The sequence below is a fragment of the Nonomuraea mesophila genome, from assembly GCF_004352805.1.
Taxonomy (GTDB): Bacteria; Actinomycetota; Actinomycetes; order Streptosporangiales; family Streptosporangiaceae; genus Nonomuraea; species Nonomuraea longispora.
Genome location: NZ_SMLD01000039.1, coordinates 35,321 through 60,730, shown reverse-complemented (window position 1 = coordinate 60,730; position 25,410 = coordinate 35,321). Strand labels below are relative to the sequence as shown.

Sequence of the window (25,410 nt, the reverse complement as noted above, 5' to 3'; positions counted from 1 at the left end):
CCCGGAGCCCCCGCCGGCCGTTTCCCCTGGCGGCCGATCGTCCCCCTCTGCCTGGCCATGGGCTTCCTGTACGTCGGCGACGCCGCCGTGTCCAACTTCAACACCGTGTTCATGAAGGACGTGATGGAGGCCGGCCCGCGCGTGATCCCGCTGGCCTACGTGGCCTACCAGGCGACCACGCTGGCCGTCAGGCTCGGCGGCGACCTCGCCGTCCGCAGGTACGGCCCCGCCGTCGTCGTCAGGATCGGCGGCGTGATCGCCACGGCCGGCTTCCTCGGCGTCGTCCTGGCCCCCAGCCAGCCGCTGGCCATCGTCGCGTTCGGCCTGACCGGGGTGGGCCTGTCGGTGGTGGCGCCGCAGTCGTTCTCGGCGGCCGGCCGGCTCGACCCGTCGGGCACCGGGGTCGCCATCGCCAGGGTGAACCTCTTCAACTACGTCGGCTTCATCGTGGGCGCGGCCCTGGTGGGCGGCATCGCGGACGCCGCCGACATGCGGGTGGCGTTCGCCGCGCCGCTGGTGCTGGCCGCCGCGATCGTCGTGCTCGCGCCGGGCTTCGAACCCAGGAGCCGCGCCGGTCAGCCCGCGCCCAGCACCCCGTCGAGGTAGGCGAGGCTCCGCCGCACGTCCTCGGCCGGCCGCTCGCCGGGGCCGGACAGGATGACGTCCTGCTCCATGACGTACCAGCCGTCGTAGCCGCTGCTCGCCAGCCCGGTGACGATGGCCGCGATGTCGATGTCGCCCTGGCCCAGCGGGCGGTAGACGCCCTCGCGCACCGCCTGCGTGTAGGCGAGCGTCCCGTCGGTGACCCGGGCGGCGAGGCCGGCGTCGACGTCCTTGAGATGCACGTGCGCGATCCGCGCCGCTGCCTGCTCGACCAGTGCGACCGGGTCGGTGCCGCCGACGAGCAGGTGGCCTGTGTCCAGGCAGAGCGGCATCGAGCTGCCCTCCAGCACCCGCTCGACCTCGGCCCGGGTCTCGACCATGGTGCCCACGTGAGGGTGCAGGACCGCCCGCGGGCCGAGTTCGGCGGCGATCCTGTCGAGGTTGCCCAGCAGGGTGGCCCAGCCTCCGGCGTCGAGCTCGGGGCGGGCGTCGTAGCCGTCGTCGCCGGTGGCGGCGGCCAGCACGAGCAGCCCGTCGCCCGGCAGGTCCCGCAGGGGGTCGTGACCGGGGTCGTGGAGCACGACGGGCACGAAGGCGCCGGCCAGGCGCAGGCCGTACCGTTCGATGAGGCCGGGCGTCAGGAAACCCTGCGGGCCCAGTTCGGTCGCGGTCAGGCCGAGCTCGCGCATCTCGGACAACACGCGCTCCGGTGGCAGTTGGTGGCCCCAGCCGGGGACCTCGCACACGCCCCATGAGATGGGCGCTCCCGCGAGCTTCATCGCCGCACCTCCGCCACCTCGACGGTACGGCCCTCACGCAGCGACAGGTCGGCGGCCTCGGCCACGTAGAGCGCCTCCAGCGCGTCCTCGATGGAGCAGAGTCCCTGACCGTCGCGGAGAAAACAGTCGATCTCGTCCCGGTACGCGGTCGAGAACCGGGTCACGAAGTCGGGCCAGGGATCGTCCGGTTCCGGCAGGCCCTCGGTCGTGTGGAGCGGGGCGCGCGGGCCGAGCCCGACCGCCTGGGTGCGGCGGGTGCCCGCGAGTTCCATGCGCACGTCGTACCCGCCGCCGTTGTAGCGCGAGCCCTGCAGGGTGGCCAGCGTGCCGTCGTCGAGCGTGAGCAGCGCGGCGCTGGTGTCCACGTCACCCGCCTCGGCGAAGAACGCGGCGCCGCGGTTGGCGCCCAGCGCGTGCACGGAGACGACCTCGCGGCCGGTCACCCAGCGCAGGACGTCGAAGTCGTGGACGTGGCAGTCGCGGAAGATGCCGCCCGACTGCGGAATGTACGCGGCCGGCGGTGGGGCGGGATCGGCCGTGACCAGGTGGACCCGGTGCAGCTCGCCCAGCTCGCCGTCCCGTACGGCCCGCGCGGCGGCGGCGTACCCGGGGTCGAAGCGGCGCTGGAACCCGACGTGCACCCGGTTGCCCGCGCGGGCCTCCAGCACCTTGACGGTCTCGTCCACGGTGCCCGCGACCGGTTTCTCGCAGAGGACGGGGATGCCGAGCACGCAGGCTTTGACGATGAGTTCGGCGTGGGTGGTGGTGGGGGTGGCGATGACCACGGCGTCCGACTCGAACGGGTCTCCCGGCCCGCCGTACGGGGACGTCCGCACGGGGTCGGCCACGATCAGCTCGTCCACCAGCGGATGGGCGGCGATGGTCGCGGCGTGGAAGGCCCCGATCCGGCCCAGGCCCAGCAGTCCCACACGCATGAACGTCTCCCGTCCCCGCCGGGGCCCGCGCCCCTGGCGGATATGAATCCCTTAGTCCATAGCATGTCCTGACATTCTTACTTTTAAGCCTCGGACGGCCTCGGCGGCCTTGTGCACGGGCAACCGTGCGAACCCCACCGCGACCGCGGGCTCGCCCGGCGCGTCGCGCATCGGCCCCACCGGCTCGGCGACCAGCCCCAGCTCCCGCGCCACCCGTGCCGTCCGCAGCTCGTCCCACCCCTCCGGCAGCTCCAGGTAGACGTGCAGGCCCGCGTCGATGCCCTTGACGCTGATCCCGGGAAGCTCGGCGGCCAGCGCCCTGACGAGGGCGTCCCTGCGGCGGCGATATTCCCTGCGCATGCGGCGCAGGTGCTTGTCGTAGCCGCCGGTGCGCAGGAAGTGCGCCAGCGCGTACTGCTCGATCACCGGCGAGCCCAGGTCGAGCTCACCCCGGGCCCTGCGCATCTCCTCGGCCAGGTCGGGCGGCGCGGCCACCCAGCCCAGGCGCAGGCCCGGCGCGAGCGCCTTGCTGACGCTGCCCGACAGGACCACCCGGCCGGGAGCCAGGCCCTGCAGGCAGCCGACGGGGTCACGGTCGAAACGGAACTCCGCGTCGTAGTCGTCCTCCAGGATCACCCTGTCGCCCACGTGCACCCACTCCATCAGCGCGGCCCTGCGGGGCGGCGACAGCACCACGCCGGTCGGGAACTGGTGGGCCGGGGTCGCCAGCACCGCGTCGCCGCTCAGCCTGCCCACGTCGAGGCCCTCCTCGTCCACGGGCACCGGCACCAGCCGCGCGCCCGCCCTCCTGAGCAGAGGCGCCTGGCGTTGGCTCGTCGGGTCCTCCACGGCCAGCCGGAGCGGGCGCTGCCCGGACAGCACGTGGAGCACGAGGCTCAGCCCCTGCGCGACGCCGCCCACGATGATGAGGTTCTCCGGGCAGGCGTCCGCCGCCCTGACCCTCCTGAGGTAGCCGGCCAGCTCTTCCCGCAGCTCAGGCACGCCGCCAGGGTCCCCGTAGTCGAGGGCGTCCGAGGGTACGGTGGCCAGGACGTGCCTGACGGCCGCGAGCCAGCGTTCACGGGGGAAGTGGCTCAGGTCAGGAGAGGTGGGACGATGACCGTAAAACGGCGCGAGGGTGTCCTGGGCGGGCCGGGCCGGCGTCGCCGCACGCTGCCTGGGGGCTGCTCCGGCGGCCGGCGCCGGGGTGACCTGGGTGCCGACGCCCACCTTGGAGACCAGGAACCCCTCGGCGACGAGCTGCTCGTACGCCTCCACCACCACTCCCCTGGAGACCTGGAGGTCGGCGGCGAGGTCGCGGGTCGCAGGGAGGCGGGTGCCGGCGGTCAGCCGGCCGCCCCGGATGGCGTCGCGCAGCTCGGAGGCGATCTGACCGGCGATCGCGCCCCGATCGCGGTCGAGCTGGATGTGGAGGTCGGCCATATTGGTCCTGTCATCCGGCGAAACATTGGACTGTTTTCCCGAACCATCCTCCTCCTAGCATCCCGCGCATGAAACACGGAATCGTCCCCGCGGCCTCCGCCATGTTCCTGCTCGGGACGCTGGCGGGCGTCTCGGGGCTCATCGGCGACTACCCCATCTACGGCGGGCAGGCGGTGCGCTACCTCGTGGCCGCCGTCATCCTGCTCGTCATCACGCGGGTGCTCGGCCTGCGCTTCGTCCGGCTGACGCCGCGCGAGGGCCTGTGCCTGGCCGGGCTCACCCTGCTCGGCCTGGTCGTCTTCAACGTCTGCGTGATCGAGGCCACCAACGCGTCAGGTCCCGCGCTGGTCGGCACCATCCTCGGCACCGTGCCGCTCTGGCTCGCCCTGGCCGGCGGGCGCCCCGCGCCCCGGGTGCTCGTCGGCGCGTGCGTGGTGGTCGCAGGAGCGACCCTGGCGACCGGCCTCGGCAGCGGCAACCTGCCCGGCCTGCTCTGGGCGCTCGGCGCGCTCGTGGGCGAGGTCTGCTTCTCCCTGCTGGCCATCCCGCTGCTGCCGAAGCTGGGCGCGATCAGGGTGTCGGCCTACTCGACGGCGCTCGCGGTGCCCATGCTGGCGCTGGTCGGGCTGGCCTACGAAGGGCCGGGCATGGTGCGTACGCCGACCGTGGCGGAAGGGCTGGGGCTGGCCTACCTGGCGATCGTGGTGACCGTCGGAGCCTTCTTCCTCTGGTACTCCGCGCTGCCCCGGCTCGGCCCCGGGCGGGCCGGGCTGTTCGCCGGTCTCATCCCGGTCGGCGCGATCGTCACGGGGGCGGTGCTCGGGGTCGCCATGCCGACGGCGTACGACCTGCTCGGAGCCGGGCTGGTGATCGCGGGCATCACGCTCGGCCTCACCGCGGGCCGGTCCCGGGCGAGAGCCCAGGCGGCAGTCTCCAAGGCGTGAGGCCCGGGTCACCCGTTAACCTCTTGGGTGACCGAAAGGATGGACATGGGCGAGTTCGACTACACCGACCTGCTGCCGCTGGGAGCCGATGAGAGCGAATATCGGCTGATCACCACGGAGGGGGTGCGGAAGGTCGAAGCGGCCGGGCGTACGTTCCTCGAGATCGAGCCGGAGGCGCTGCGGCTGCTGACCGAGACGGCGATCCACGACATCTCCCACTACCTGCGGGCCTCGCACCTCGCCCAGCTCCGCAAGATCGTCGATGATCCCGAGTCGAGCGGCAACGACCGCTTCGTCGCCCTCGACCTGCTGAAGAACGCCTCCATCTCGGCCGGCGGCGTACTCCCCATGTGCCAGGACACCGGCACCGCGATCGTCATGGGCAAACGCGGCCGCCACGTCCTGACCGACGGGCGCGACGCCGAGCACGTCTCGCGCGGCGTCTACGACGCCTACACGCGGCTCAACCTGCGTTACTCCCAGATGGCCCCCTTGACCATGTGGGAGGAGAAGAACACCGGCGACAACCTGCCCGCCCAGATCGAGCTGTACGCCGAGGACCCCCACGGCCGTCCCGACGAGTACAAACTGCTGTTCATGGCCAAGGGCGGCGGTTCGGCCAACAAGTCGTTCCTCTACCAGGAGACCAAGGCCGTACTCAACGAGAAGCGCATGCTGGCCTTCCTGGAGGAGAAGATCCGCTCACTGGGCACGGCGGCCTGTCCGCCGTACCACCTGGCGGTCGTCGTCGGCGGCACCTCCGCCGAATACGCGCTCAAGACCGCCAAGTACGCCAGCGCCCGCTACCTCGACTCGATCCCCACGGAGGGTTCGCCGTCCGGGCACGGCTTCCGGGACCTCGAGATGGAGGCCAAGGTCTTCGAACTCACCCAGAAGCTGGGCATCGGGGCGCAGTTCGGCGGAAAATACTTCTGTCACGACGTCCGCGTCATCCGACTGCCCCGGCACGGCGCCTCCTGCCCCGTGGCCATCGCCGTGTCCTGCTCCGCCGACCGGCAGGCGCTGGCCAAGATCACCCCGGAGGGCGTGTTCCTGGAGCAGTTGGAGACCGACCCGGCGCGGTTCCTGCCCGACACCACCGGCGAGCAGCTCTCGGACGACGTCGTCCAGGTCGACCTCAACCGCCCCATGCCCGAGATCCTCGCCCAGTTGACGAAATATCCGGTCAAGACGCGGCTCTCCCTCACCGGGCCGCTCGTGGTCGCCCGCGACATCGCCCACGCCAAGATCGCCGAACTGCTCGACAACGGCGGCGAGATGCCCGGCTACCTCAAGGACCACGCCGTCTACTACGCCGGACCGGCCAAGACCCCCGACGGTTACGCCTCCGGTTCGTTCGGGCCGACGACGGCCGGGCGCATGGACTCGTACGTCGGGCGTTTCCAGGCGTCGGGCGGGTCGATGGTGATGCTGGCCAAGGGCAACCGGTCGAAGCAGGTCACCGAGGCGTGCGCGCAGCACGGCGGCTTCTACCTCGGCTCCATCGGCGGTCCCGCGGCCAGGCTGGCCCAGGACTGCATCAAGAAGGTCGAGTTGCTCGAATATCCCGAGCTCGGGATGGAGGCCGTGTGGAAGATCGAGGTGGAGGACTTCCCCGCGTTCATCGTCGTGGACGACAAGGGCGAGGACTTCTTCACCGACACGACGGGCCCGGTCCTGTCGATCGGCCGCCGCTGACGATGGCGGTGGTGGCGCCGGCGTGGGAGGCCATCGGCGGGCGGATGCCCGCGGTGGCCACCGCGGCGAGCCGGCGGCCGGGGGGTTGAGGAGCCGGGGTCAGGCGCGGGCGGGTGCCCGGCGCTTCGGCTCCGGCCGGAGGTGGGCGGTTACGCGGCCACCGGTGACCGGTGCGGCGCCACGACGGTGCCGTCGGGCAGCAGCAGGCCGGTGTCGTCGAACAGCACGACGCCGTTGCAGAGCAGGCTCCATCCCTGGTCAGGGTGGGAGGCGATCACGTGCGACGCCTCACGGTCGGGCGAGTCGGCACTGGGGCAAACGGGGTAGTGACTGCACATCGCGCACCTCTCAGATAGCGCTCCTGGTCGTGGTTTCAATAGGGCAGCAGGCGCCCCGACGGCGTGCGAAGGTCCAGTCCGGCTCTGGCCGGCTTCTTCGGCCGGCGGCGAACCTGGGTCTGGCGCATCTTCATCACGTCCTTCTGCGATCGAACATCGGCGGGAGGACCTCGGCCTGTGCCCCCCAGTCTGGTGCTCGGCACCGACATTTCCGGCGGCTCAGGAGTCGTCCCTCCCTCATGGCTTTACCATGCCCCCAACCGCTTGCGGCACCCTTACAACCCGCTGACGACGCCCCCTAGGCCCTCGTGAGCGCGCCTGTCAAGCGCCGGAAACGGCCTTCCCTCCATCATTGACGCGGCAGCGCGGCAAGGGTGTGCCCGCGGGCACACATGCCCGGCGAGCTGCGTGAACGCGCTCCGGAAAGCCGGGAAGAGGCGCGGGCGCGGGCGGCTCACCGCCGCCCGCGCCGCCGGACCAACCTGACCTCGCCGACCGGCGGAGGACCTAGGTCGCAAGTCTGATGCAACTGCGAACAAGTTGCAATAGTGTCGTCCAGAGATCAAGAAGGAGGACACACATGGGGGACTACACCCTTCCCGACATGCCCTACGACTACGCCGCGCTCGAACCCGCCATCACCGGCGAGATCCTGGAGCTGCACCACGCCAAGCACCACGCGGCGTACGTCAAGGGCGCCAACGACACCCTCGAACGTCTCGCGGAGGCCCGCGACAAGGCCGAGTTCTCCAACCTCGTGGGCCTGGAGAAGACGTTCGCCTTCAACCTGTCCGGGCACGTCCTGCACTCGATCTTCTGGCAGAACCTGTCACCCGACGGCGGCGACCGCCCGGACGGGCCGCTCAGGGACGCCATCGACCAGCACTTCGGCACGTTCGAGGCGTTCAGGAAGCAGCTCACCGCCGCCACCTCGACGGTGCAGGGGTCCGGCTGGGGCGTGCTGGCCTGGGAGCCGACCAGCCGCAGGCTCGTCGTCGAGCAGGTCTACGACCATCACGGCAACGTGGGGATGAACACCACGCCGCTGCTCGTGTTCGACGCCTGGGAGCATGCGTACTATCTTCAGTATCGGAACGTGCGACCCGACTACGTCGAGAAACTCTGGGGCCTCATCAACTGGGACGATGTGGCCGCGAGGTTTGCTGACGTGACGAGTCAGGCGAGTTGACTTAACTTCGCAACATTTTATCGGCCACGCCTCTACTGGTCGGTTTACGCAAATAGGTAAGCTGCCAGGCATGCGTGCGCCTTCCGGTTACCTACTCGCCGCGCGCTACCGGCTCCTGGAGCCCGTTGGTCGTGGCGGCATGGGCACCGTTTGGCGGGCACATGACGAGCTGCTCGACCGCGACGTGGCGGTCAAGGAAGTACGCCTGCCCTCCGTGCTCGACGAGGAGTTGCGCGCCGAGTTGTGCGCCCGCACCGAGCGCGAGGGCAGGGCGACCGCCATGGTCACGCACCCCTCGGTCATCACCGTGTTCGACGTGGTCACCGAGGACGACCGGCCATGGATCGTGATGGAGCTGCTCCGGGCCAGGTCTCTGGAGCAGCTCATCCAGGACCGCGGGCCGCTGCCTCCGCGCCGGGCCGCCGAGATCGGCCGGCAGATCCTCGGCGCGCTGCGCGCGGTGCACGCCAAGGGCATCCTGCACCGCGACGTCAAGCCGAGCAACGTGCTCGTGACCGAGGACCGCGCGGTGCTCACCGACTTCGGTCTGGCCGCACTCGAAGGTGACGTTTCCATTACCCAGGCGGGCATCGTTCTGGGCTCCGCCGGTTACATCGCGCCGGAGCGGGTGCTCGGCTCCAAGGCCAGCCCCGCGGGCGATCTGTGGTCGCTCGGGGCCACCCTCTACACCGCCGTCGAAGGCAGGGGCCTGCACGGCCGCCGCACGGCCGCCGCCGCTCTCGCGGCGCTCACGAGCGGCGAGCCCATCCCGATGAGCAAGGCGGGCCCCCTGGCCCCCGTGCTCGACGCGCTGCTGCGGATCGACCCGCAGACCAGGCTCGACTCCGTACGCGCTTCGCTGATGCTGGCCAGGGTGGCCGCGGGAGGCTCGGCGGAGGAACCGCTGACCCCGCGCAAGCCCAAGCCCGCGCGCCCGATGCCCACCCTCACGCCGCCGTCTTTCACACGCAGGCCCGCGCATCGCGGGCTGCACAGGGCCGAGACCCAGACCGTCACCGTGCCCCCGCCGAGGCAGGAACGTAAAGCCGGTGAGGGGGTCCACAGGAAGCGGGTGGAAGCGCGCCCGTCGCCGTCGGCTTATGCCCGTTTGAAAGCTGCGGTGATAAAGTTGTGCCTTCCTCGGCGGTTCTGGCCAAGAGAACTTCGCAAGCGAGGGTAAAGCACTTCCCAAGCGAGAATCGATATCTTCTTCTCATGCCGGAACAGCAGACACGCCTGCTCGCGGAGCGCTACGAGCTCATCTCCCCGCTCGGCCGGGGCACCATGGGCACCGTGTGGCGCGCACGCGACCGCGCGCTGGGGCGCGAGGTGGCGGTCAAGGAGATCCGCCAGGACCCGGTTCTCACCGAGGAACAACGGACCGAGCTGCGCGAACGCATGGTGCGCGAGGGCCGCATCGCCTCACGGATCAACCACCCGTCCGTGGCCTCGATCCACGACGTGATCATCCACGACGACAGCCCGTGGATCATCATGGAGCTCATCGAGGCCCGTTCGCTCGAGCAGGTGATCGACGAGGACGGCCCGCTGCCACCCCGGCTCGTGGCGGAGATCGGCGTCGACCTGCTCGGAGCACTGCGCGCAGCGCACGCCCAGGGCATCACCCACCGCGACGTCAAGCCCGCCAACGTGCTCATCTCCGCGAGCGGGCGCGTGGTGCTGACCGACTTCGGCATCGCCAAGGCCGAGGGCGACTCCCGGCTCACGAGAACGGGCATGGTGATCGGCTCCCCCGGCTACACGGCCCCGGAACGTGCCAGGGGCGACTACACGGGGCCCGAGTCCGACATCTGGTCGCTCGGGGCCACGCTCTACTTCGCGGTCGAGGGGCGGCCGGCGTACGAACGCTCCACCGTCGCCGAGACGCTCGCGGCGCTGCTCACCGAGAGCGCCGACCCGCCCACGCAGGCGGGACAGCTCCGTCCCGTGCTCAACGGGCTGCTGAACAAGGACTATCGGCAGCGTCTCGGCGCTGCCAAGGCGGAGACCCTGCTGCGCATGGTCGCCGACACCCCGACGAGCGAGATGCCCGTGCTCACGGCCGAGGCTCTTATAGCGCAGGAGGCCGCTTTGCCCGATCCGTCCACCGCCCGTAAAACCCCCGCCGACCAGGGCTCCGGCCCGGACGGCCAGAGATCCGGCGCCGGCCGGCCCGGACAGGGCGGCGGGGCTCCCGGACGCGCGCCCGGCGGGCCGGGAGGTCCGCACGGCCCTGGCGGCCCCGGACAGGGCGCAGGCCGTGGGCAGGCTCCCGGCGGGCAGGGACAGGGCGCGGGAGGCCCCGGACAGGGGTCTGGGGGACGAGGACAGGGCGCAGGAGCCCCCGGACAGGGGTCTGGTGGACAAACACAGGGCGCAGGAGCCCCCGGGCAGGATCCCGGGGGGCAGGGGCAGGGCGCTGCGGCGCCGCAGGGGGCGTTCGGCGGACAGGGGAACGCCGGTCCAGGTGTCCCCGGTCCCAACGCCTTCACCGGATCAGGCGCGGGGCAGGGCGGACCGCCTCCCCAGGGCGCCTTCGCCGGTCCATCATCCGCCCAGGGCACACCCCACAACGCATTCTCCGGCCCGGGTCCTCACCAAGGCGGACCCGGACGGGCGCCGGGCGGCCCGGAAACGCCTGGGCAGGGCGCGACCAACCCCATGGGCAGCCGCCCCGGAGCAGGCGGACAGAGATCCGGCGGACAAGGACCCGGTGGACAGGGACCCGGCGGACAAGGACCCGGTGGACAGGGACCCGGCGGACAGGGACCCGGCGGACAGGGACCCGGCGGACAGGGACCCGGCGGGCACGGTCCCGGCGGGCACGGTCCCGGTGCACAGGGACCCGGCGGTCGTGGTTCCGGCGGGCAGGGACCCGGCGGACAAGGGACTCAAGGCCCCGGTGGGTATGGCGCCGGCCAGGGGAGCGGCCCTCACGGGCCGGGCGCACAAGGAGCGGGCGCACAAAGGCCTGCGGGAAGTGGGCCCGGGGCACAGAGACCTGGGGCTCAGGGACCCGGCACACAGGGACCCGGCGGACAGGGACCCGGCGGGCAAGGGCCCGGAGTGGGCGCGCCTGGGGGGCAAGGACGTGCCTCCGGTGGTCAGGGAACCGGTCCTCACGGGCCCGGCGCGCAGGGGCAAGGACCCGGTGGGCCGGCTGCGGGTGGTCCGGGGACCGGGCCGCGTACGGCAGGAGGACCGGCACGGGGGGCGAACGCGCCCACCGTCCCGCAGAACCTCGGCCGCCCGCCCCAGGGTGAGCAGCGGCTCGGCGCGCAGGGACCCTCCGGGCCGCAGGGCGCGTCCGGGACCGCCTCCCCCGAGGCGGGGTTCGACCCGGAGCAGACGATCAGCATCTCGCGTCCCAAGGGCCCCTTCCCCGCGAGCCCCGAGCAGGGCAGGCCGCCGCAGGCGCAGGGCGACGAGGGCGCGTTCATGACGACGCGCATCCCGAAGGGCGGGTCTCCGGGCCAGCAGGTCTATCCGCCGACGGACCAGGAGCCCGGCTCGCCGCCGCAGCAGCAGCCGGTGCCGCAGAGCGGAGGGCTGGGCACCGACCTGTTCGCCATCGCCGGCCAGCCGGAGCAGCGGCCGGCAGGCAACCGCAACGGCATGCTGGTGCTCATGGCGGTCGCCGCCGCCGCTGCCGTGGTGATCGCCATCCTGATCGTGGCACTCATCTCCAGCTGAACGGGGGCGCTTCCCGGCGAGCCCGGGTTCGTGGGTCAGACTGAAGTCATGAGCGAGTTCAGGATCGAACATGACTCGATGGGCGAGGTACGCGTGCCGGCGGGAGCACGGTGGCGCGCGCAGACCCAGCGGGCGGTGGAGAACTTCCCGGTGTCAGGGCGGCCGCTCGAACCGTCGCACATCGCCGCGCTGGCCCTGGTCAAGGCCGTGGCAGCGGAGGTCAACGGCGAGCTGGGCGTGATCGAGAAGGACATGGCCGAGGCGATAGCGCAGGCCGCCGCCGACGTGGCCGAGAACGAGCACGACGCCCACTTCCCGATCGACGTCTTCCAGACCGGCTCGGGCACCTCGTCCAACATGAACGCCAACGAGGTGATCGCGACGCTGGCCGAGGAGCGGCTGGGCCGGCCCGTGCACCCGAACGACCACGTGAACGCCTCCCAGTCGTCCAACGACGTCTTCCCCACCTCGATCCACGTGGCGGCGGCGACCGAGGTGACCTACCACCTGCTGCCGTCGCTGCGGCATCTGGCGGAGGCGCTGCGGGCGAAGGCGATCGAGTACGAGGGCGTGGTGAAGTCGGGGCGCACCCATCTGATGGACGCGACTCCGGTGACGCTGGGCCAGGAGTTCGGCGGGTACGCCACGCAGATCGAGCACGGCGTCGTCCGCGTCACCGCGGCGCTGGAGCACGTGCTGGAGCTGCCTCTGGGCGGCACCGCCGTGGGCACGGGCATCAACACGCCGTCGGGGTTCGCCCAGGCGGCGATCGACAAGCTGCGCGAGGCGACCGGCATCCCGTTCGTGGAGGCCCGCGACCATTTCGAGGCCCAGAGCGCGCAGGACTCGATGGTCGAGCTGTCGGGGCAGCTCAAGGTGGTGGCCGTCTCGCTGAACAAGATCGCCAACGATCTCCGCTGGATGGGGTCGGGCCCACGCGCCGGGCTGGGCGAGGTCAACCTTCCTGACCTGCAGCCGGGCTCGTCCATCATGCCGGGCAAGGTCAACCCGGTGATCCCCGAGGCCACGAACATGGTCGCGGCGCAGGTCATCGGCAACGACGCGGCGATCACCTTCGCGGGCGCGTCGGGGAACTTCGAGCTGAACGTGCAGCTGCCGGTCATCGCCCGCAACGTGCTGGAGTCCGTCAGGCTGCTGGGCAACGTCTCGCGGCTGCTCGCCGACCGCTGCGTGGCCGGCATCACGCCGAACGTGGAGCGTCTGCGCGAGTACGCCGAGTCGTCTCCGTCGATCGTCACCCCGCTGAACCGGTACGTCGGCTACGAGGAGGCCGCCAGGATCGCGAAGCAGGCCCTGGCGGAGCGGAAGACCATCCGCCAGGTCGTCATCGAGCGCGGCCACGTGGCCGACGGCACCCTGACGGAGGAGCAGTTGGACGCCGCGCTCGACGTACTGTCGATGACCCGTCCCTAGGACGGCCGCGCCTGCTGCGTGGCCTGCGCCCAGCGGGTGAGCAGGGCCGCCGCGGCGCCGGAGTCGACGGCGTCGGCGGCCCGCTTGCGCGCCGCGCCGAGTGCGGCGGTGAGCTCGTGGGCGGGCGGCACCCCGTCCGCGGCCACCATGGCGGCGGCCGCGTTGAGCAGCACGACCTCCCGCACGAGGCCCGGCTCCCCCGCCAGCACGGCCCGCGCCACCGCGGCGTTGTGCCGGGCGTCGCCGCCGCGCAGGTCGTCGGGGCGGGCACGGGGGATCGACAGGTCGGCGGGGTCGAAGGCGGTCCGGGTCACCCTGCCGCGCCGCACCACCCAGACGGTCGAGGGGCCGCACGTGGTGAGCTCGTCGAGCCCGTCGTCGCCGCGGAAGACGAGGGACGAGCCGCCGCGTTCGGCCAGGACGCCCGCGATGACCGGCGCCATCGACGGGTGGAAGACGCCGACCGCCTGCGCGGCGGGCAGCGCGGGGTTGGTGAGCGGGGCCAGGAAGTTGAAGACCGTCGGCACGCCGAGCTCGCGGCGCGGCCCCGAGGTGCGTTTCAGCGCCGGGTTGAACGCCGGCGCGAAGCAGAACGTGATCCCCACCTCCTCGGCGACGGCGACGACGGCTCCGGGCGGCAGGTCGACGACCACGCCGAGCTCTTCCAGCACGTCGGCGGCGCCGGACATGGACGAGGCGGCCCTGCCTCCGTGTTTGACCACCTTCGCGCCCGCGGCGGCGGCCACGACGGCGGCCATGGTGGAGATGTTCACGGTGCCGGCGCGGTCGCCGCCGGTGCCGACGAGGTCGACGGGGTCGCCGGACACCCTGATGGCGGCTGATCGGGCCAGCATGCCGTCGGCCAGCCCCGACACCTCGGTCACGCTCTCGCCCTTGGCCCGCAGCGCGACGGCGAACGCGGCGATCTGCGCGTCCGTGGCGGCGCCCGACATGATCTGGTCCATGGCCCAGGCGGCCTGGCGCGAGGTGAGCGACACGCCGTCGAGCAGCAGCGTGAGCAGCTGCGGCCAGCCAGTGCCGGCGGTCGTGGTGGTGCTGGTCATGGTGGGCGTGCCTTTCCGTCAGTGCTCGACGGGGGGCCGCGTGCCACACGGGAACGGCCGCCTCGTCGAGGCGGCCGTGTGCGTATGCGCTGGAGGGCCCGCCTAGGAGGCGGGCCACCACAGGAGCGAATACGCGATCATGCGACTCAAGATAGCAGACCACATCATCCACATAAGACGGCACGGTTCTATGGCGCTTCCACATATGCGTCCGTGAACCACGAACACCTAGAGTCAGGGGACATGGCGAAGGAGCTGACGGGGCGGACCGCGCTGGTGACGGGCGCGGGCGGCGGCATCGGGGCGGCCTGCGCGCGGCGGCTGGCCGCGGCAGGAGCCAGGGTGCTGGTCGTCGATCTGCGGGCCGGGGCCGCCGCGGAGGTGGCGGACGAGGTCGGCGGCGTGGCCGTCGTGGCCGATCTGAGCGAGCCCGGCTTCGTGGCCGCGCTGCCGGACGAACCCATCGACATCGTGGTCAACAACGCGGGCTTCCAGCACGTCGCGCCGGTCGAGGAGTTCCCGCCCGAGGTGTTCTCCGCGATGCTCAGGGTCATGGTGGAGGCGCCGTTCCTGATCGCGCGCAAGGTGCTGCCCGGCATGTACGCCAGGGGCTGGGGCCGGTTCGTGAACATCTCGTCGGTCCACGGGCTGCGCGCCTCCCCCTACAAGTCGGCGTACACCACGGCCAAGCACGGGCTGGAGGGGTTCTCCAAGGTGGTCGCGCTGGAAGGGGCGCCCCACGGGGTGACCTCGACGTGCGTCTGCCCCGCATACGTGCGCACCGGGCTGGTCGAGGCGCAGATCGCCGACCAGGCGAGGGTGCACGGCATCGCGCCCGACGAGGTGGTGAGGGACATCATGCTGGAGCCGGCCGCGATCAAGCGGCTGATCGAGCCCGAGGAGGTGGCCGAGCTGGTCGCCTACCTGTGCGGGCCGGGCGGCGCGTTCATGACCGGGGTGTCGCTCCCCGTGGACGGCGGCTGGACGGCGCGGTGAGCGCCGCCACGTTCCTCGAACTGCTGGCCAGGGAGGCGTCGGCGGTCGAGTTCGAGGGGCCGATCATCGCGGCGAGGGCCGCGGGCGCCGACCCGGCCGCGATCGAGGAGCTCGAACAGGCCAAGGTCGAGGCGCTCAAGGTGCGCGACCTGCTCAAGCGGCGCGCGCGGCGCGAGGCCGAGCTGTCGGCGCTGTACGACACGGCCGGCGACCTGGCGGCCCTGCGCGACCTCGACGCCGTGCTGGAGGCCATCGTGCGCCGGGCCAGGCAGTTGCTGGCCACCGACATCGCGTACATGACGCTGCACGACCCCGAGCGGGGCGACACGTACATGCGGGTCACCGACGGGTCGATCTCGGCGAAGTTCCGGGCGTTGCGGCTGGCCATGGGGGCGGGGCTGGGCGGCCTGGTGGCGCAGACGGCGGTGCCGTACGCGACGGCCGACTATTTCGCCGACGCGCGGTTCCGTCACAAGGACGACATCGACGAGGCCGTCACCGAGGAGGGCCTGGTCGCGATCCTCGGTGTGCCGCTGCGGCTGGGTCAGCGGGTGATCGGCGTGCTGATGGCGGCCAACCGCAGCGCGCGGCCGTTCCACCAGGAGGAGGTGTCGCTGCTGGCCAGCCTGGCGGCGCACGCGTCGGTCGCGATCGACAACGCCAGGCTGCTGCAGGAGACGAGGAACGCCCTGGAGGAGCTCTCCCACGCCCACAGGACGGCGCGGGCGCACGGCGAGGCCGTGGAGCGGGCCGCGCTGGCGCACGACAGGATGACCTCGCTCGTGCTGCGCGGCGGCGGGATCGAGGACGTCGCGGCGGTGGTGACCGACGTGCTCGGAGGGTCGCTGGCGGTGCTGGACGACCTGGGCAGGGCGCTCACGGGTGACGTCGGCGAGCTCGACCAGGAGGTGTTCGAGGCGGCGCAGGCGTCCAGGGCGCTGGGCCGTACCGTGCGCAGGGGCGACCTGCTGATCGCGTCGGTGGACGTCGGCGGGGAGCAGCTGTGCACGCTGGTCCTGCGCAGCGACGACGCCGACGAGCGCATCCTGGAGCGGGCGGCGCTGGTGTGCGCGCTGCTGCTGCTGTTCCGCCGGAGCGTGGCGGAGGCCGAGGGGCGGGTCAGGGGCGAGCTGCTCGACGACCTGATCGCGCGGCCCGGCTCCCCCGGCCTGGCCGACCGGGCGCGCCGGCTCGGCGTCGATCTGAACGCGCCGCACGTCGTCGTGGTGGCCAAGCACGCGGGGCAGCGCGAACGGGCGGCGTTCTGGGCGTCGTCGCAGGCCACGATGCGGCACGGGCTGGCCGCGGGGCGGGGCGAGGAGGTCGTGCTGCTGCTGCCGGGCGACGACGCGGGCGGCATCGCGCAGCGGGTGGCCGCCGAGCTGAGCGCGTCCCTGCACGGCCCGGCCACGGCGGGCGCGTCCGGGCTGCCCGGCGGTCGCGGGCCACGATCCGGACCGGAGTCAGGACCAGGGCCGGGCCCACGGCAAGGGCCGGAGACCGGGCCAGGGTCGGGGCCACGATCCGGGCCGGAGCACGTCGCCAGGGCCTACCTGGAGGCGCGGCGGTGCGCGGAGGCGCTGCTCGCGCTCGGCCGGGCGGGCGAGGGTGCGAGCGCCGCCGAGCTGGGCTTCGTCGGCCTGCTCGTCGGCGACGGCCGCGACGTGCGTGGTTTCGTGCGCGCGACGCTCGGCCCGGTGATCGAGTACGACGCCCGCAGGGGCACCGCGTTGACCGCCACGCTGGCCGCCTACTTCGGCTCGGGCGGGTCGCCGTCGCGTACGGCCGAGGCCATGCACATCCACGTCAACACCGTCACGCAGCGGCTCGACCGGGTCGGCAAGCTGCTCGGCGAGGGCTGGCTGGAGCCGGAACGCGCGCTGGAGATCCAGCTCGCGCTGCGCGTGCACCGGCTCGGCCACACATCGACCCCGCAGACTGTGGACGCCGACGCCATATGAGTGACGCCGGTCACTCCCTACCGTGACCGGCATGGCCACATCCATCAAGAAGGTCGTCGCGGCGAGCCTGGTCGGCACCACCATCGAGTGGTACGACTTCTTCCTCTACGGCTCGGCCGCCGCCCTCGTGTTCAACCGGCTCTTCTTCCCTGACTCCGATCCGCTGACCGGCACGCTGCTGGCGTTCCTCACCTACGCCGTCGGGTTCGTCGCCCGCCCGCTCGGCGGCCTCGTCTTCGGCCATTTCGGCGACCGGCTCGGCCGCAAGACGCTGCTGGTCGTCAGCCTGCTGATGATGGGCACGGCGACGTTCCTGATCGGCTGCCTGCCGACGTACGAGACGCTCGGTCCCGCCGCGGCGCTGCTGCTGACGGGGCTGCGGCTGGTGCAGGGGTTCGCACTCGGCGGCGAGTGGGGCGGCGCGGTGCTGATCGTCTCCGAGCACGGCGACAGCGAACGGCGCGGCTTCTGGGCCTCCTGGCCGCAGGCCGGCGCCCCTGGCGGCAACCTGCTGGCGACCGGCGTGCTGGCGGCGCTGGCCGCCTGGCAGTCGGACGCGACGTTCCTGGCGTGGGGGTGGCGCGTGCCGTTCCTGCTGTCGGGTGTCCTGGTGCTGGTCGGGTTGTGGATCCGGTTGTCGATCAGCGAGTCGCCGGTGTTCCAGCAGGCCGAGCCGGAGGAGCGGGCGCCGATCGTGGGCGTGCTCCGCCATCACGGCAAGGACGTGATCATCGCGATCGGCGCCCGGCTGGCGGAGAACATCTCGTTCTACCTCCTGACCGTCTTCGTCATCACGTACGCCAAACAGGTGCGGATCGACAACGCCACGGTGCTCACCGCGGTGCTGGTCGCCTCGGCCATCCACTTCGTCACGATCCCGCTGTGGGGCGCGCTGTCCGACCGCGTCGGCCGCCGCCCCACCTACCTGGCGGGCGCGGCCGGGATCGGCGTGTGGATCTTCGTGTTCTTCCCGCTCGTGGACACGGGCAACTTCCTCGCGATCACCCTGGCCGTCACCGTCGGCCTGCTCTTCCACGGCATGATGTACGGCCCGCAGGCGGCCTTCTTCTCGGAGTTGTTCGCCACGAGGACGCGCTACACCGGCGTGTCGATCGGGGCGCAACTGTCGGCCATCGTGGCCGGCGCACTGGCCCCGATCATCGCGGTCGCGCTGCTGCGTGAGTACGGAAGCAGCGTCCCGATCTCCGTCTACCTCGGCCTGGCGGCGGTGCTCACGCTCGTCGCCGTGTACGCGGCGCGCGAGACCCAGGGCAGCGACCTGGCCGAGCGCAGGCCGCAGGGCAGGCTCACTCCTTGAGGTACCGGTGCCCGCCCGCGCGCGCCAGGCGCACCAGGTGGCGCGCGCCGGGCAGCCGCCGGCCGATCCGGTGCAGCAGGGTGTCGCGGCCCATGGGCGAGCGGCGTTCCGGGTCGGCCGCGGCGGCCGGACGCACCTCGACCCGGCCCCTGCGCATCTCCAGCGCGAACCTGAGCCCGTACTCGCCGTCCGAGGAGCGCAGCGACGACACCCAGGTGCCGGGGCCGAAGTGGTCCTCCTCCGGCATGACGCGCTTGACCGGCACCTTGGCCACGAGCTGCCCCGCGATCATGCCGGGCACGCCGGCCTCGACCAGCGCGGGCGCGCTGACCTCGCGGGCCCGCCGGCCGCTGCTGCGCAACACCAGCTCCAGCGGCGGCCCTCCGCTCGGCGGCACGTACGGGACCGGCAGCACGACGTACAGGTGGCCGTCGAGGTGCTTGACCGTCACGCCCGGCGACACGAGCGCGATCGACTCCGAGAACGAGCGCGGCTCGACGACCAGGCCCAGCTCGCCCTGGTCGGTCCAGCACGGCACCACGAGCCGCATCCTGGGCCGCTGGGCCAGCACGCCCAGGCAGTTGAGCGGCCCGTCGGCGCAGCCGACGCGGCTCCTGGCCTGGTTGGCGCCGCCGAACATGCGTACGTGCACCTCCCACTGACCGGGCCTGAGCGGCTCGCCCAGCGCGGCGCTGGTGACGTCGAGTCTGGCCTCCCCCTTGATCCGCACGCGGAAGCGGCGGCGGCCGTCCTGGATGCGCTCCACATGCTGGGTCAGCGGCAGGAAGTGCACCAGCCCCGTCTCGGTGTGGCGGACGTAGACCTCGATGCGCGCCCGTTCGACCACGTCGGTGACGTCGGTGACGCTCTCCGGCAGGCGCCTGGTGTCGATGGAGCGCGGCGGGATCCAGTGCAGACGGTCGCCGTCGGTGCGGTACCTGTCGGGGGTGCCGTCGCTGCCGTGGACCTCCACGCTCAGCCCGAGCACGAGGACGTGGGCGTCCCAGCGCACCTCGGTCAGCTCGGAGCGCAGGCCCGCCCGCCTGGTGGAATTGGCGAGGAGCACGATCTGGTCCAGGCGTCCCGTGCGCACGTACGCGGCCACCACCCGCATCTGCACGGGCAGGTGGGCGTCGAGCCGCTCGGGGAAACGCTGGAAGACCAGTTCCTGGACTGTCCGGAAGTGCATGCCGCGGTCGACGGACGAGTCGGCGAACTTGCTGGTCAGCAGCGGGCGCAGGACGACGGAGCGCAGCCAGTGGGCGTACATGCGGTCGCGCCGGCGGCCCTCGCCGACGTAGACGTCGATGTCGTCGAGCAGCGCGTTCAGCTCCTTGACGATCGTGCGCGGCTCGTCCTCCGTGACGGGCCGCGGGCCGAGGTGGCAGCAGACGTGCTCGGCCAGCACAGCGATGACCTTGGCGTGCAGGTACGCCCGCATCACGAACGCCTGCTCCCCCATCAGCCCGCCGGGCACGGAGAAGCCCAGCTCGTACTGCTCCAGGAAGGCGCGCCGGTAGAGCTGCTGCGGCAGAAGCAGCGTGAGCAGCTTGTCGCGCAGGACGTCGGCTCGGGCGGTGCTGCGGCCGAACGCGGTCGTCGGCGGCCCGTAGTCGCGGACGAGCCGGCCGATCAGCACGTCGGCGTCGGTCTCGATCGCACGGTCGTGCATGCGCTCGACGGCGTCACGTTCGAGGCGGTCGCCCTGGTCGAGGAAGTAGACGTAGTCGCCGGCGGCGGCGGCCAGGCCGACGTTGCGGCCGCGCATCGGCGTGCCCGTGTGCGGCAGGTGCAGCGTGCGCACGTTGGGGCGGGCTGAGGCGATGGTGTCCAGCCGCTCGCCGATGCCGTCGGCCGACCCGTCGTCGACGAAGATCACTTCGTAGTCGTCCGCCGGCATCGTCTGCTCCAGCGCGGAGCGGATGCACGCGTCGGCGGTGTCACCCGGATTGCAGACAACGACGATCACACTGACCTTCACACCCATGCGGCCAGCGTGCGCCGATATACCCGTTCAGGCGCGGCGGCTTGCCGATTAAGGGGGGAAAGTTGACCTGTTAGTACCAGCCCACCGACTGTGAATGGGCCCACGCGCCGCACGGCGTGCCGTAACGGCCCTTGATGTAGCCGAGGCCCCACTTGATCTGGGTGGCGGCGTTGGTCTGCCAGTCGCTGCCCGCGCTGGCCATCTTGCTGCCGGGCAGCGACTGCGGGATGCCGTACGCGCCGGAGTAGCGGTTCATCGCCCGCTCGTTCCAGCCGCTCTCCTTCTGCCAGAGCCGTTCCAGGCAGCCCCACTGGTCGTTGCCCCAGCCGCTGGCGGCCAGCATGGACTTGGCCGTGGCCTTGTTGCTGCCCGGGGAGGGGTTGCTGCCGGGCGGGAAGTTCGCCTCGGGGAACCCCTCACCGCCGGGGGCCCGCTCGGGGACGACCCAGTCGAAGTCCTTCTCCTTGTCCTTGCCGGACCGGCCCTTCTTGAGCTGGTCGGCGCGGTAGGCCTGCTCGGCGGCGTTCTTCAGGGCGTCGGTCTCGGGGTCGGGCCCGGACAGGTCGCCGCCGGCCAGCTTGGCGAAGTCGTCTACGGAGAGTGCGGCCTGCTGCGGTCTGTTGGCGTTCTCGACCGCGCGGTAGGCGACGAACCCGCCGCCGCCGAAGACGATCACCAGGGTGACGGCGGTGATGACGACGCGCTTGGGCGTGACACGCGAACGCCGTCGCGCCGAGGGAAGGGATTCCTTCGGAGGGCGCGCTCGGCGGCGCTCTCTCAACTGCGGACCGGGGCTCACGATCCCTGAGCTTGCCCTGTCCTGGGGGGTGGTCCGCAACCGAAACGCGGGAATCGCTTGGCGTAAGTTTGGCTGACTGTCGGGTTAGCGTGGCGTTTCCCGATCATTGTGATATTCGTCACATCGACGTGACGCCTGCGGCAGCTCGTTCACGACGGGATGCCTCGCAGAGCCGTCCGCCGGAGTTCCCGGACCAGGGCGACGGAATGTCACAGTTTGGTGACGGAACACGGATATTTCAGACATGCAACAATAATATGCGCGTGGCTGGCATCCTCCTTGTTGAAGACGACCCCTCCGTCCGTACGGCACTCGAACTGGCGCTGACCCGGCAGGGGCACTCCGTCACGTCCTACGCGACGGGCGAGGAGGCGCTCGACCACATCAGGTCCCGCCGCCCGGAGATCGCGATCCTCGACGTCATGCTCCCCGGGATCGACGGCATCGAAGTGTGCCGCCGCGTACGCAAGCTGGACCAGCTCCCCGTCATCCTGCTCACCGCCCGCGGCGACGACCTCGACGTGGTCGTCGGGCTGGAGGCCGGAGCCGACGACTACGTGGTCAAGCCGGTCGAGCCCAGGGTCCTGGACGCCCGCATCCGCGCCATCCTGCGCCGGGCGGAGTCGGCCGCCTCCGACCGCATCTCCTTCGGCGACCTCGTGATCGACCGGGGCGCGCTCAAGGTCATGCGCGCCGGCAAGGAGATCCACCTGACGCCGACCGAGCTGCGGCTGCTCCTGGAGCTCATCCGGCACCCCGGGCAGGTGCTCAACCGCCGCTACCTGCTGCGCGAGGTGTGGGACCACACGCACATCGCCGACTCTCGGCTGGTCGACGCCTGCGTGCAGCGGGTACGCGCGAAGATCGAGCCCAAGCCGGGCGAGCCCGTGTTCATCCACACCGTGCGCGGATTCGGCTACCGGTTCAGTCCTCCGTGATCCCCCTGCCGACCGGCCTGCGCGCCCGCCTGGTCATCACGTTCACGCTCGTGGCCGTGGCCGCCTCACTGCTGGTGGCCACGATCGGCTTCGAGCTGGCCAAGACCGCGCTCGTCACCCGGGCCGAGACCACCGCGCTCGACCAGGTCACCAGGGAACTCGGCAGCATCACCTTCCCCATCGGCCGGCTCAGGCCGGGCGAGGCCGCCCCCACCGCCAGGGACCTCGGCCGCGTCGCCCACGCGCTCAACGGCCCCGGCCGCAGCGTGCTCATCGAGTACGGCGCCCAGATCGCCTCCGAGGGCCCGATGTCCATGAGCGACGTGCCCAACGAGCTCCACGGCCGGGCCAAGCAGAGCGTCGTCACCCAGCGGAAGATCATCCGTGGCGAGCTCTGGCTCATCGTCGGCGCCGAGGTCTACCGGGAGGCCGGCAAGCGGATCGAGGCGACGGGCCTGCGGGCGTTCGTCTTCTTCCCGCTGAAGGACGACGAACGCCAGCTCGCCAGGCTCAGGATCACCTTCACCCAGATCGGCGTGGTCGTCGTGCTGATCGCGCTCGTCGTGGCGCTGCTGTCGGCGCGGCAGGTGCTCCTTCCGGTACGGCGGCTCAGCGCGGCCGCGCAGGCGCTCGGCGAAGGACGGCTGGACACGCGGCTGCCCGTGCACGGGCAGGACGAGCTGGCCGAGCTCACCAGCAGGTTCAACGACGCCGCCGCGGCGCTGGAGCTGAGCGTGTCGGAGCTGCGCTCGCTCGAGGCCATGTCACGCCGGTTCGTCGCGGACGTCTCCCACGAGCTGCGCACGCCGCTGACCTCGATGACGGCCGTCGCCGACATGCTCTCCGAGGAGGCGGGCCGGCTGCCCGAGGCGCCGGCCGAGGCCGTACGTCTGGTGCTCAGGGAGATCGAGCGCCTGCGCGAGCTGGTCGAGCACCTGATCGAGGTCAGCCGCTTCGACGCGGGCACAGCGACGCTCAACCTCGAACCGGTCAACGTGGCCGAGGCCGTCGACGGCTGCCTGGACGTACGCGGCTGGAGCGACCAGGTGACCGTGAAGGCGCCCCAGGGCCTGGCCGTGAACCTGGACCCGGCACGGTTCGACGTGATCGTGGCCAACCTCGTCGGCAACGCGCTCAAGCACGGGGCTCCACCGGTGCTGGTGAGCGCCAGAGCCACGCGCAGCGGCCTGGAGGTGAAGGTGCGCGACCACGGCCAGGGCATCCCCCGGGAGGCGCTGCCGCACGTGTTCGACCGGTTCTTCAAGGCCGGCGCGGGCCGGTCGCGCAGCCAGGGCAGCGGGCTCGGCCTCGCCATCGCCAGGGCCAACGTGCACCTGCACGGCGGCACGATCTCCGTACGAGCCCAGAACCCCGGCACCCTCTTCACCGTCTGGTTGCCCCACGCATGAAAGCCCACCGTCTGCTCACCGTCGCCATGCTCGCCGCCGCCGCGGCCTGCGGCATCTCGCCCACCGACGTCCAGGACCGCGGCAACGCCCCCACCACCAGGATCCCGCCGCCGTCCAAGACGATCTACCTGCTCAAGGACGGCCGGCTCATCCTGGAGCCCGCGGACGTCGACAACGACACCGTCGGCAGCCTGCTGGGGGCGCTCTTCGACGCGTCGACCAAGCCGCTCGGCGACCGAGACACGGCGCTGCGCGGCTTCACCTACATCGGGATCAAGGACTCGCTCAACCCGATCCAGCGGGACGAGGTGCAGTTGCCGCGTACGTCGACGCTGACCGTCTACATCAGGGGCGAGGGCACGCTGACCAAGCTCGGCAAGGCCCAGATCGTCTGCACCGCCCAGCAGGACGCGGCGTTCGAGCAGGTCAAGATCGTACGCGAGAACGAGGACCGCCCCTCCAGGACGGAGGGGCGGTACACCTGCGGCGAACTCAAATGATCAGAGCGTGATGTCCTCCAGCATCTCCGTGACCAGGGCGGCGATCGGGGAACGCTCGGACCGCGTCAGCGTGACGTGGGCGAACAGCGGGTGGCCCTTGAGCTTCTCCACCACCGCCACCACGCCGTCGTGCCGGCCGACCCGCAGGTTGTCGCGCTGGGCGATGTCGTGGGTGAGCACGACCCGCGAGTTGGCGCCGATGCGGCTCAGCACCGTGAGCAGCACGCCGCGTTCGAGCGACTGGGCCTCGTCCACGATCACGAACGCGTCGTGCAGCGAACGGCCGCGGATGTGCGTCAGCGGGAGCACCTCCAGCATGCCCCGGTCGAGCACCTCCTCGATCACCTCGGGCGAGGTGATCGCGCCCATCGTGTCGTAGACGGCCTGCGCCCACGGGCCCATCTTCTCGCCCTCGGTGCCGGGCAGGTAGCCGAGCTCCTGGCCGCCGACGGCGTAGAGGGGGCGGAAGACGACCACCTTGCGGTGCTGGCGGCGCTCCAAGACGGCCTCCAGGCCCGCGCAGAGCGCCAGCGCCGACTTGCCGGTGCCGGCCCGGCCGCCGAGCGAGACGATGCCGATCTCCGGGTCCATCAGCAGTTCGAGCGCGATGCGCTGCTCGGCCGAGCGGCCGTGCAGGCCGAACACCTCGCGGTCGCCGCGGACGAGCTTGACCGACTTGTCCGGCAGCACCCTGCCGAGCGCCGAGCCCTTGGCCGACAACATCCGCAGACCGGTGTGCGTGGGCAGGTCTCTCGCCTCTTCGAGGTCGGCGGTGCCCTGGTCGAAGAGCGTCTCGACGTCTTCGGCCGTCACCTGGAGCTCGGCCATCCCCGTCCAGCCGGACTCGTGCACCAGTTCCGCGCGGTATTCCTCGGCCGACAGGCCGATCGAGGCGGCCTTGACCCGCAGCGGCAGGTCCTTGGACACCAGGACGACGTCGCAGCCCTCGGCGGCCAGCGAGCGGGCCACCGTGAGGATGCGGGTGTCGTTGTCTCCCAGGCGGAAGCCCACGGGCAGGATGGACGGATCGCTGTGATTGAGCTCAACCCTGATGGTGCCATCCCCTGTCGGCATCGGCTCGTCGAGCCTGCCGTACTGGATGCGCAGCTCGTCGAGGTAGCGCAGGGCTTTCCTCGCGAAGTAGCCGAGCTCGGGATGGTGCCGCTTTCCTTCCAGCTCCGTGATGACCACGATCGGAAGGACGACGTCGTGCTCGGCGAAGCGGGTCATCGCCGCAGGATCGGCCAGCAGGACCGAGGTGTCGAGCACGTACGTGCGCTTGGCCGGCTTGGTCGTAGGGTTGCTCGAGGACACTGCCACACGTTCTCCCCCGGGCGCCCATAGGTGCGGGCACCCTGCAGACGAGGCGGGAATCGGACCGG

General features: G+C 71.7%; 21 protein-coding genes. 13 read left to right on the top strand and 8 right to left on the bottom strand.

What is annotated here, in order from left to right; genetic code table 11:
- A partial coding sequence (locus E1295_RS17445) for an MFS transporter (RefSeq protein ID WP_132631364.1) occupies positions 1 to 606 on the top strand: 606 nt, incomplete at its 5' end.
- Here the strand turns inward: E1295_RS17445 and E1295_RS17440 are convergent.
- Genes E1295_RS17440 through pdxR form a run of 3 tightly spaced genes read right to left on the bottom strand, consistent with a single transcriptional unit; the run spans position 576 to position 3,760 of the window.
- On the bottom strand, positions 576 to 1,382 hold the full coding sequence (locus E1295_RS17440; protein ID WP_132631363.1) for a TIM barrel protein: 807 nt from the start codon (positions 1,380 to 1,382) through the stop codon (positions 576 to 578). The two genes, E1295_RS17445 and E1295_RS17440, sit on opposite strands and share 31 nt — an antisense overlap.
- Complete coding sequence (locus tag E1295_RS17435; protein WP_132631362.1) at positions 1,379 to 2,317, bottom strand: Gfo/Idh/MocA family protein; 939 nt, start codon at positions 2,315 to 2,317, stop codon at positions 1,379 to 1,381. The genes E1295_RS17440 and E1295_RS17435 overlap by 4 nt, the downstream gene beginning before the upstream one ends.
- Positions 2,318 to 2,368: 51 nt before the next feature.
- Positions 2,369 to 3,760 carry a MocR-like pyridoxine biosynthesis transcription factor PdxR gene (pdxR, locus tag E1295_RS17430; protein WP_132631361.1) on the bottom strand — a complete coding sequence of 464 codons (1,392 nt, stop codon included), beginning with the start codon at positions 3,758 to 3,760 and terminating at the stop codon, positions 2,369 to 2,371.
- Between the two features lie 68 nt (positions 3,761 to 3,828).
- On the opposite strand from pdxR, the gene E1295_RS17425 reads away from it, so the two are divergent.
- Together E1295_RS17425 and E1295_RS17420 are read left to right on the top strand one after the other, a co-directional pair.
- On the top strand, positions 3,829 to 4,704 hold the full coding sequence (locus E1295_RS17425) for a DMT family transporter (protein WP_132631360.1): 876 nt from the start codon (positions 3,829 to 3,831) through the stop codon (positions 4,702 to 4,704).
- 45 nt (positions 4,705 to 4,749) lie between these two features.
- Entirely contained in the window at positions 4,750 to 6,402 is a 1,653-nt protein-coding gene (locus E1295_RS17420; RefSeq protein ID WP_132631359.1) for a fumarate hydratase, read from the top strand.
- Positions 6,403 to 6,551: 149 nt separating this feature from the next.
- Here E1295_RS17420 and E1295_RS17415 read toward each other — a convergent pair whose 3' ends face one another.
- Positions 6,552 to 6,740, bottom strand: coding sequence for a DUF5999 family protein (locus E1295_RS17415; RefSeq protein WP_132631358.1), 189 nt, complete (start codon positions 6,738 to 6,740; stop codon positions 6,552 to 6,554).
- A gap of 580 nt (positions 6,741 to 7,320) precedes the next feature.
- Here E1295_RS17415 and E1295_RS17410 point away from each other — a divergent pair.
- The 4 genes from E1295_RS17410 (at position 7,321) to E1295_RS17395 (ending at position 13,056) form a co-directional block, all read left to right on the top strand.
- A complete protein-coding gene (locus tag E1295_RS17410) occupies positions 7,321 to 7,929 on the top strand; it encodes a superoxide dismutase (RefSeq protein ID WP_132631357.1) in 609 nt (202 codons plus the stop codon).
- 70 nt (positions 7,930 to 7,999) lie between these two features.
- Positions 8,000 to 9,109 (top strand): serine/threonine-protein kinase, encoded by a 1,110-nt coding sequence (locus E1295_RS17405; protein ID WP_132631356.1) that lies wholly within the window; start codon positions 8,000 to 8,002, stop codon positions 9,107 to 9,109.
- A 35-nt stretch (positions 9,110 to 9,144) separates the two neighbouring features.
- Positions 9,145 to 11,622, top strand: a complete 2,478-nt coding sequence (locus tag E1295_RS51870) for a serine/threonine-protein kinase (protein ID WP_132631355.1) — start codon at positions 9,145 to 9,147, stop codon at positions 11,620 to 11,622.
- Positions 11,623 to 11,670: 48 nt separating this feature from the next.
- Positions 11,671 to 13,056, top strand: coding sequence for a class II fumarate hydratase (locus E1295_RS17395; protein ID WP_132631354.1), 1,386 nt, complete (start codon positions 11,671 to 11,673; stop codon positions 13,054 to 13,056).
- Here the strand turns inward: E1295_RS17395 and trpD are convergent.
- Positions 13,053 to 14,120: an anthranilate phosphoribosyltransferase gene (trpD, locus tag E1295_RS17390; protein WP_132631353.1), complete on the bottom strand. Its 1,068-nt coding sequence runs from the start codon at positions 14,118 to 14,120 to the stop codon at positions 13,053 to 13,055. The genes E1295_RS17395 and trpD overlap by 4 nt on opposite strands.
- A gap of 243 nt (positions 14,121 to 14,363) precedes the next feature.
- Between trpD and E1295_RS17385 the strand changes: the two genes are divergently transcribed.
- From E1295_RS17385 to E1295_RS17375, 3 genes are read left to right on the top strand one after another with little or no spacing between them, the layout of a single operon-like run.
- Positions 14,364 to 15,116: a 3-hydroxybutyrate dehydrogenase gene (locus E1295_RS17385; protein ID WP_132631352.1), complete on the top strand. Its 753-nt coding sequence runs from the start codon at positions 14,364 to 14,366 to the stop codon at positions 15,114 to 15,116.
- On the top strand, positions 15,113 to 17,077 hold the full coding sequence (locus tag E1295_RS17380) for a helix-turn-helix domain-containing protein (protein ID WP_246080104.1): 1,965 nt from the start codon (positions 15,113 to 15,115) through the stop codon (positions 17,075 to 17,077). The genes E1295_RS17385 and E1295_RS17380 overlap by 4 nt, the downstream gene beginning before the upstream one ends.
- Before the next feature lie 31 nt (positions 17,078 to 17,108).
- Complete coding sequence (locus E1295_RS17375) at positions 17,109 to 18,395, top strand: MFS transporter (RefSeq protein WP_132631351.1); 1,287 nt, start codon at positions 17,109 to 17,111, stop codon at positions 18,393 to 18,395.
- On the opposite strand, the gene E1295_RS17370 is transcribed toward E1295_RS17375, so the two are convergent.
- Both E1295_RS17370 and E1295_RS17365 read right to left on the bottom strand, forming a co-directional pair.
- Positions 18,385 to 20,382 (bottom strand): glycosyltransferase family 2 protein, encoded by a 1,998-nt coding sequence (locus E1295_RS17370; RefSeq protein WP_132631350.1) that lies wholly within the window; start codon positions 20,380 to 20,382, stop codon positions 18,385 to 18,387. The genes E1295_RS17375 and E1295_RS17370 overlap by 11 nt on opposite strands.
- Positions 20,383 to 20,452: 70 nt before the next feature.
- The gene (locus E1295_RS17365; protein ID WP_246080103.1) at positions 20,453 to 21,181 is read right to left on the bottom strand and encodes an aggregation-promoting factor C-terminal-like domain-containing protein; all 729 of its coding nucleotides are present in this window, start codon (positions 21,179 to 21,181) and stop codon (positions 20,453 to 20,455) included.
- A 263-nt stretch (positions 21,182 to 21,444) separates the two neighbouring features.
- On the opposite strand from E1295_RS17365, the gene E1295_RS17360 reads away from it, so the two are divergent.
- From E1295_RS17360 to E1295_RS17350, 3 genes are read left to right on the top strand one after another with little or no spacing between them, the layout of a single operon-like run.
- A complete protein-coding gene (locus E1295_RS17360) occupies positions 21,445 to 22,119 on the top strand; it encodes a response regulator transcription factor (protein ID WP_132631349.1) in 675 nt (224 codons plus the stop codon).
- Complete coding sequence (locus tag E1295_RS17355) at positions 22,116 to 23,528, top strand: sensor histidine kinase (RefSeq protein ID WP_132631348.1); 1,413 nt, start codon at positions 22,116 to 22,118, stop codon at positions 23,526 to 23,528. The genes E1295_RS17360 and E1295_RS17355 overlap by 4 nt, the downstream gene beginning before the upstream one ends.
- Entirely contained in the window at positions 23,525 to 24,028 is a 504-nt protein-coding gene (locus E1295_RS17350) for a hypothetical protein (RefSeq protein WP_132631347.1), read from the top strand. The genes E1295_RS17355 and E1295_RS17350 overlap by 4 nt, the downstream gene beginning before the upstream one ends.
- Here E1295_RS17350 and phoH2 read toward each other — a convergent pair whose 3' ends face one another.
- A complete protein-coding gene (gene phoH2, locus E1295_RS17345) occupies positions 24,029 to 25,348 on the bottom strand; it encodes an RNA 5'-3' helicase PhoH2 (protein ID WP_281284756.1) in 1,320 nt (439 codons plus the stop codon).
- Positions 25,349 to 25,410 lie beyond the last annotated feature (62 nt).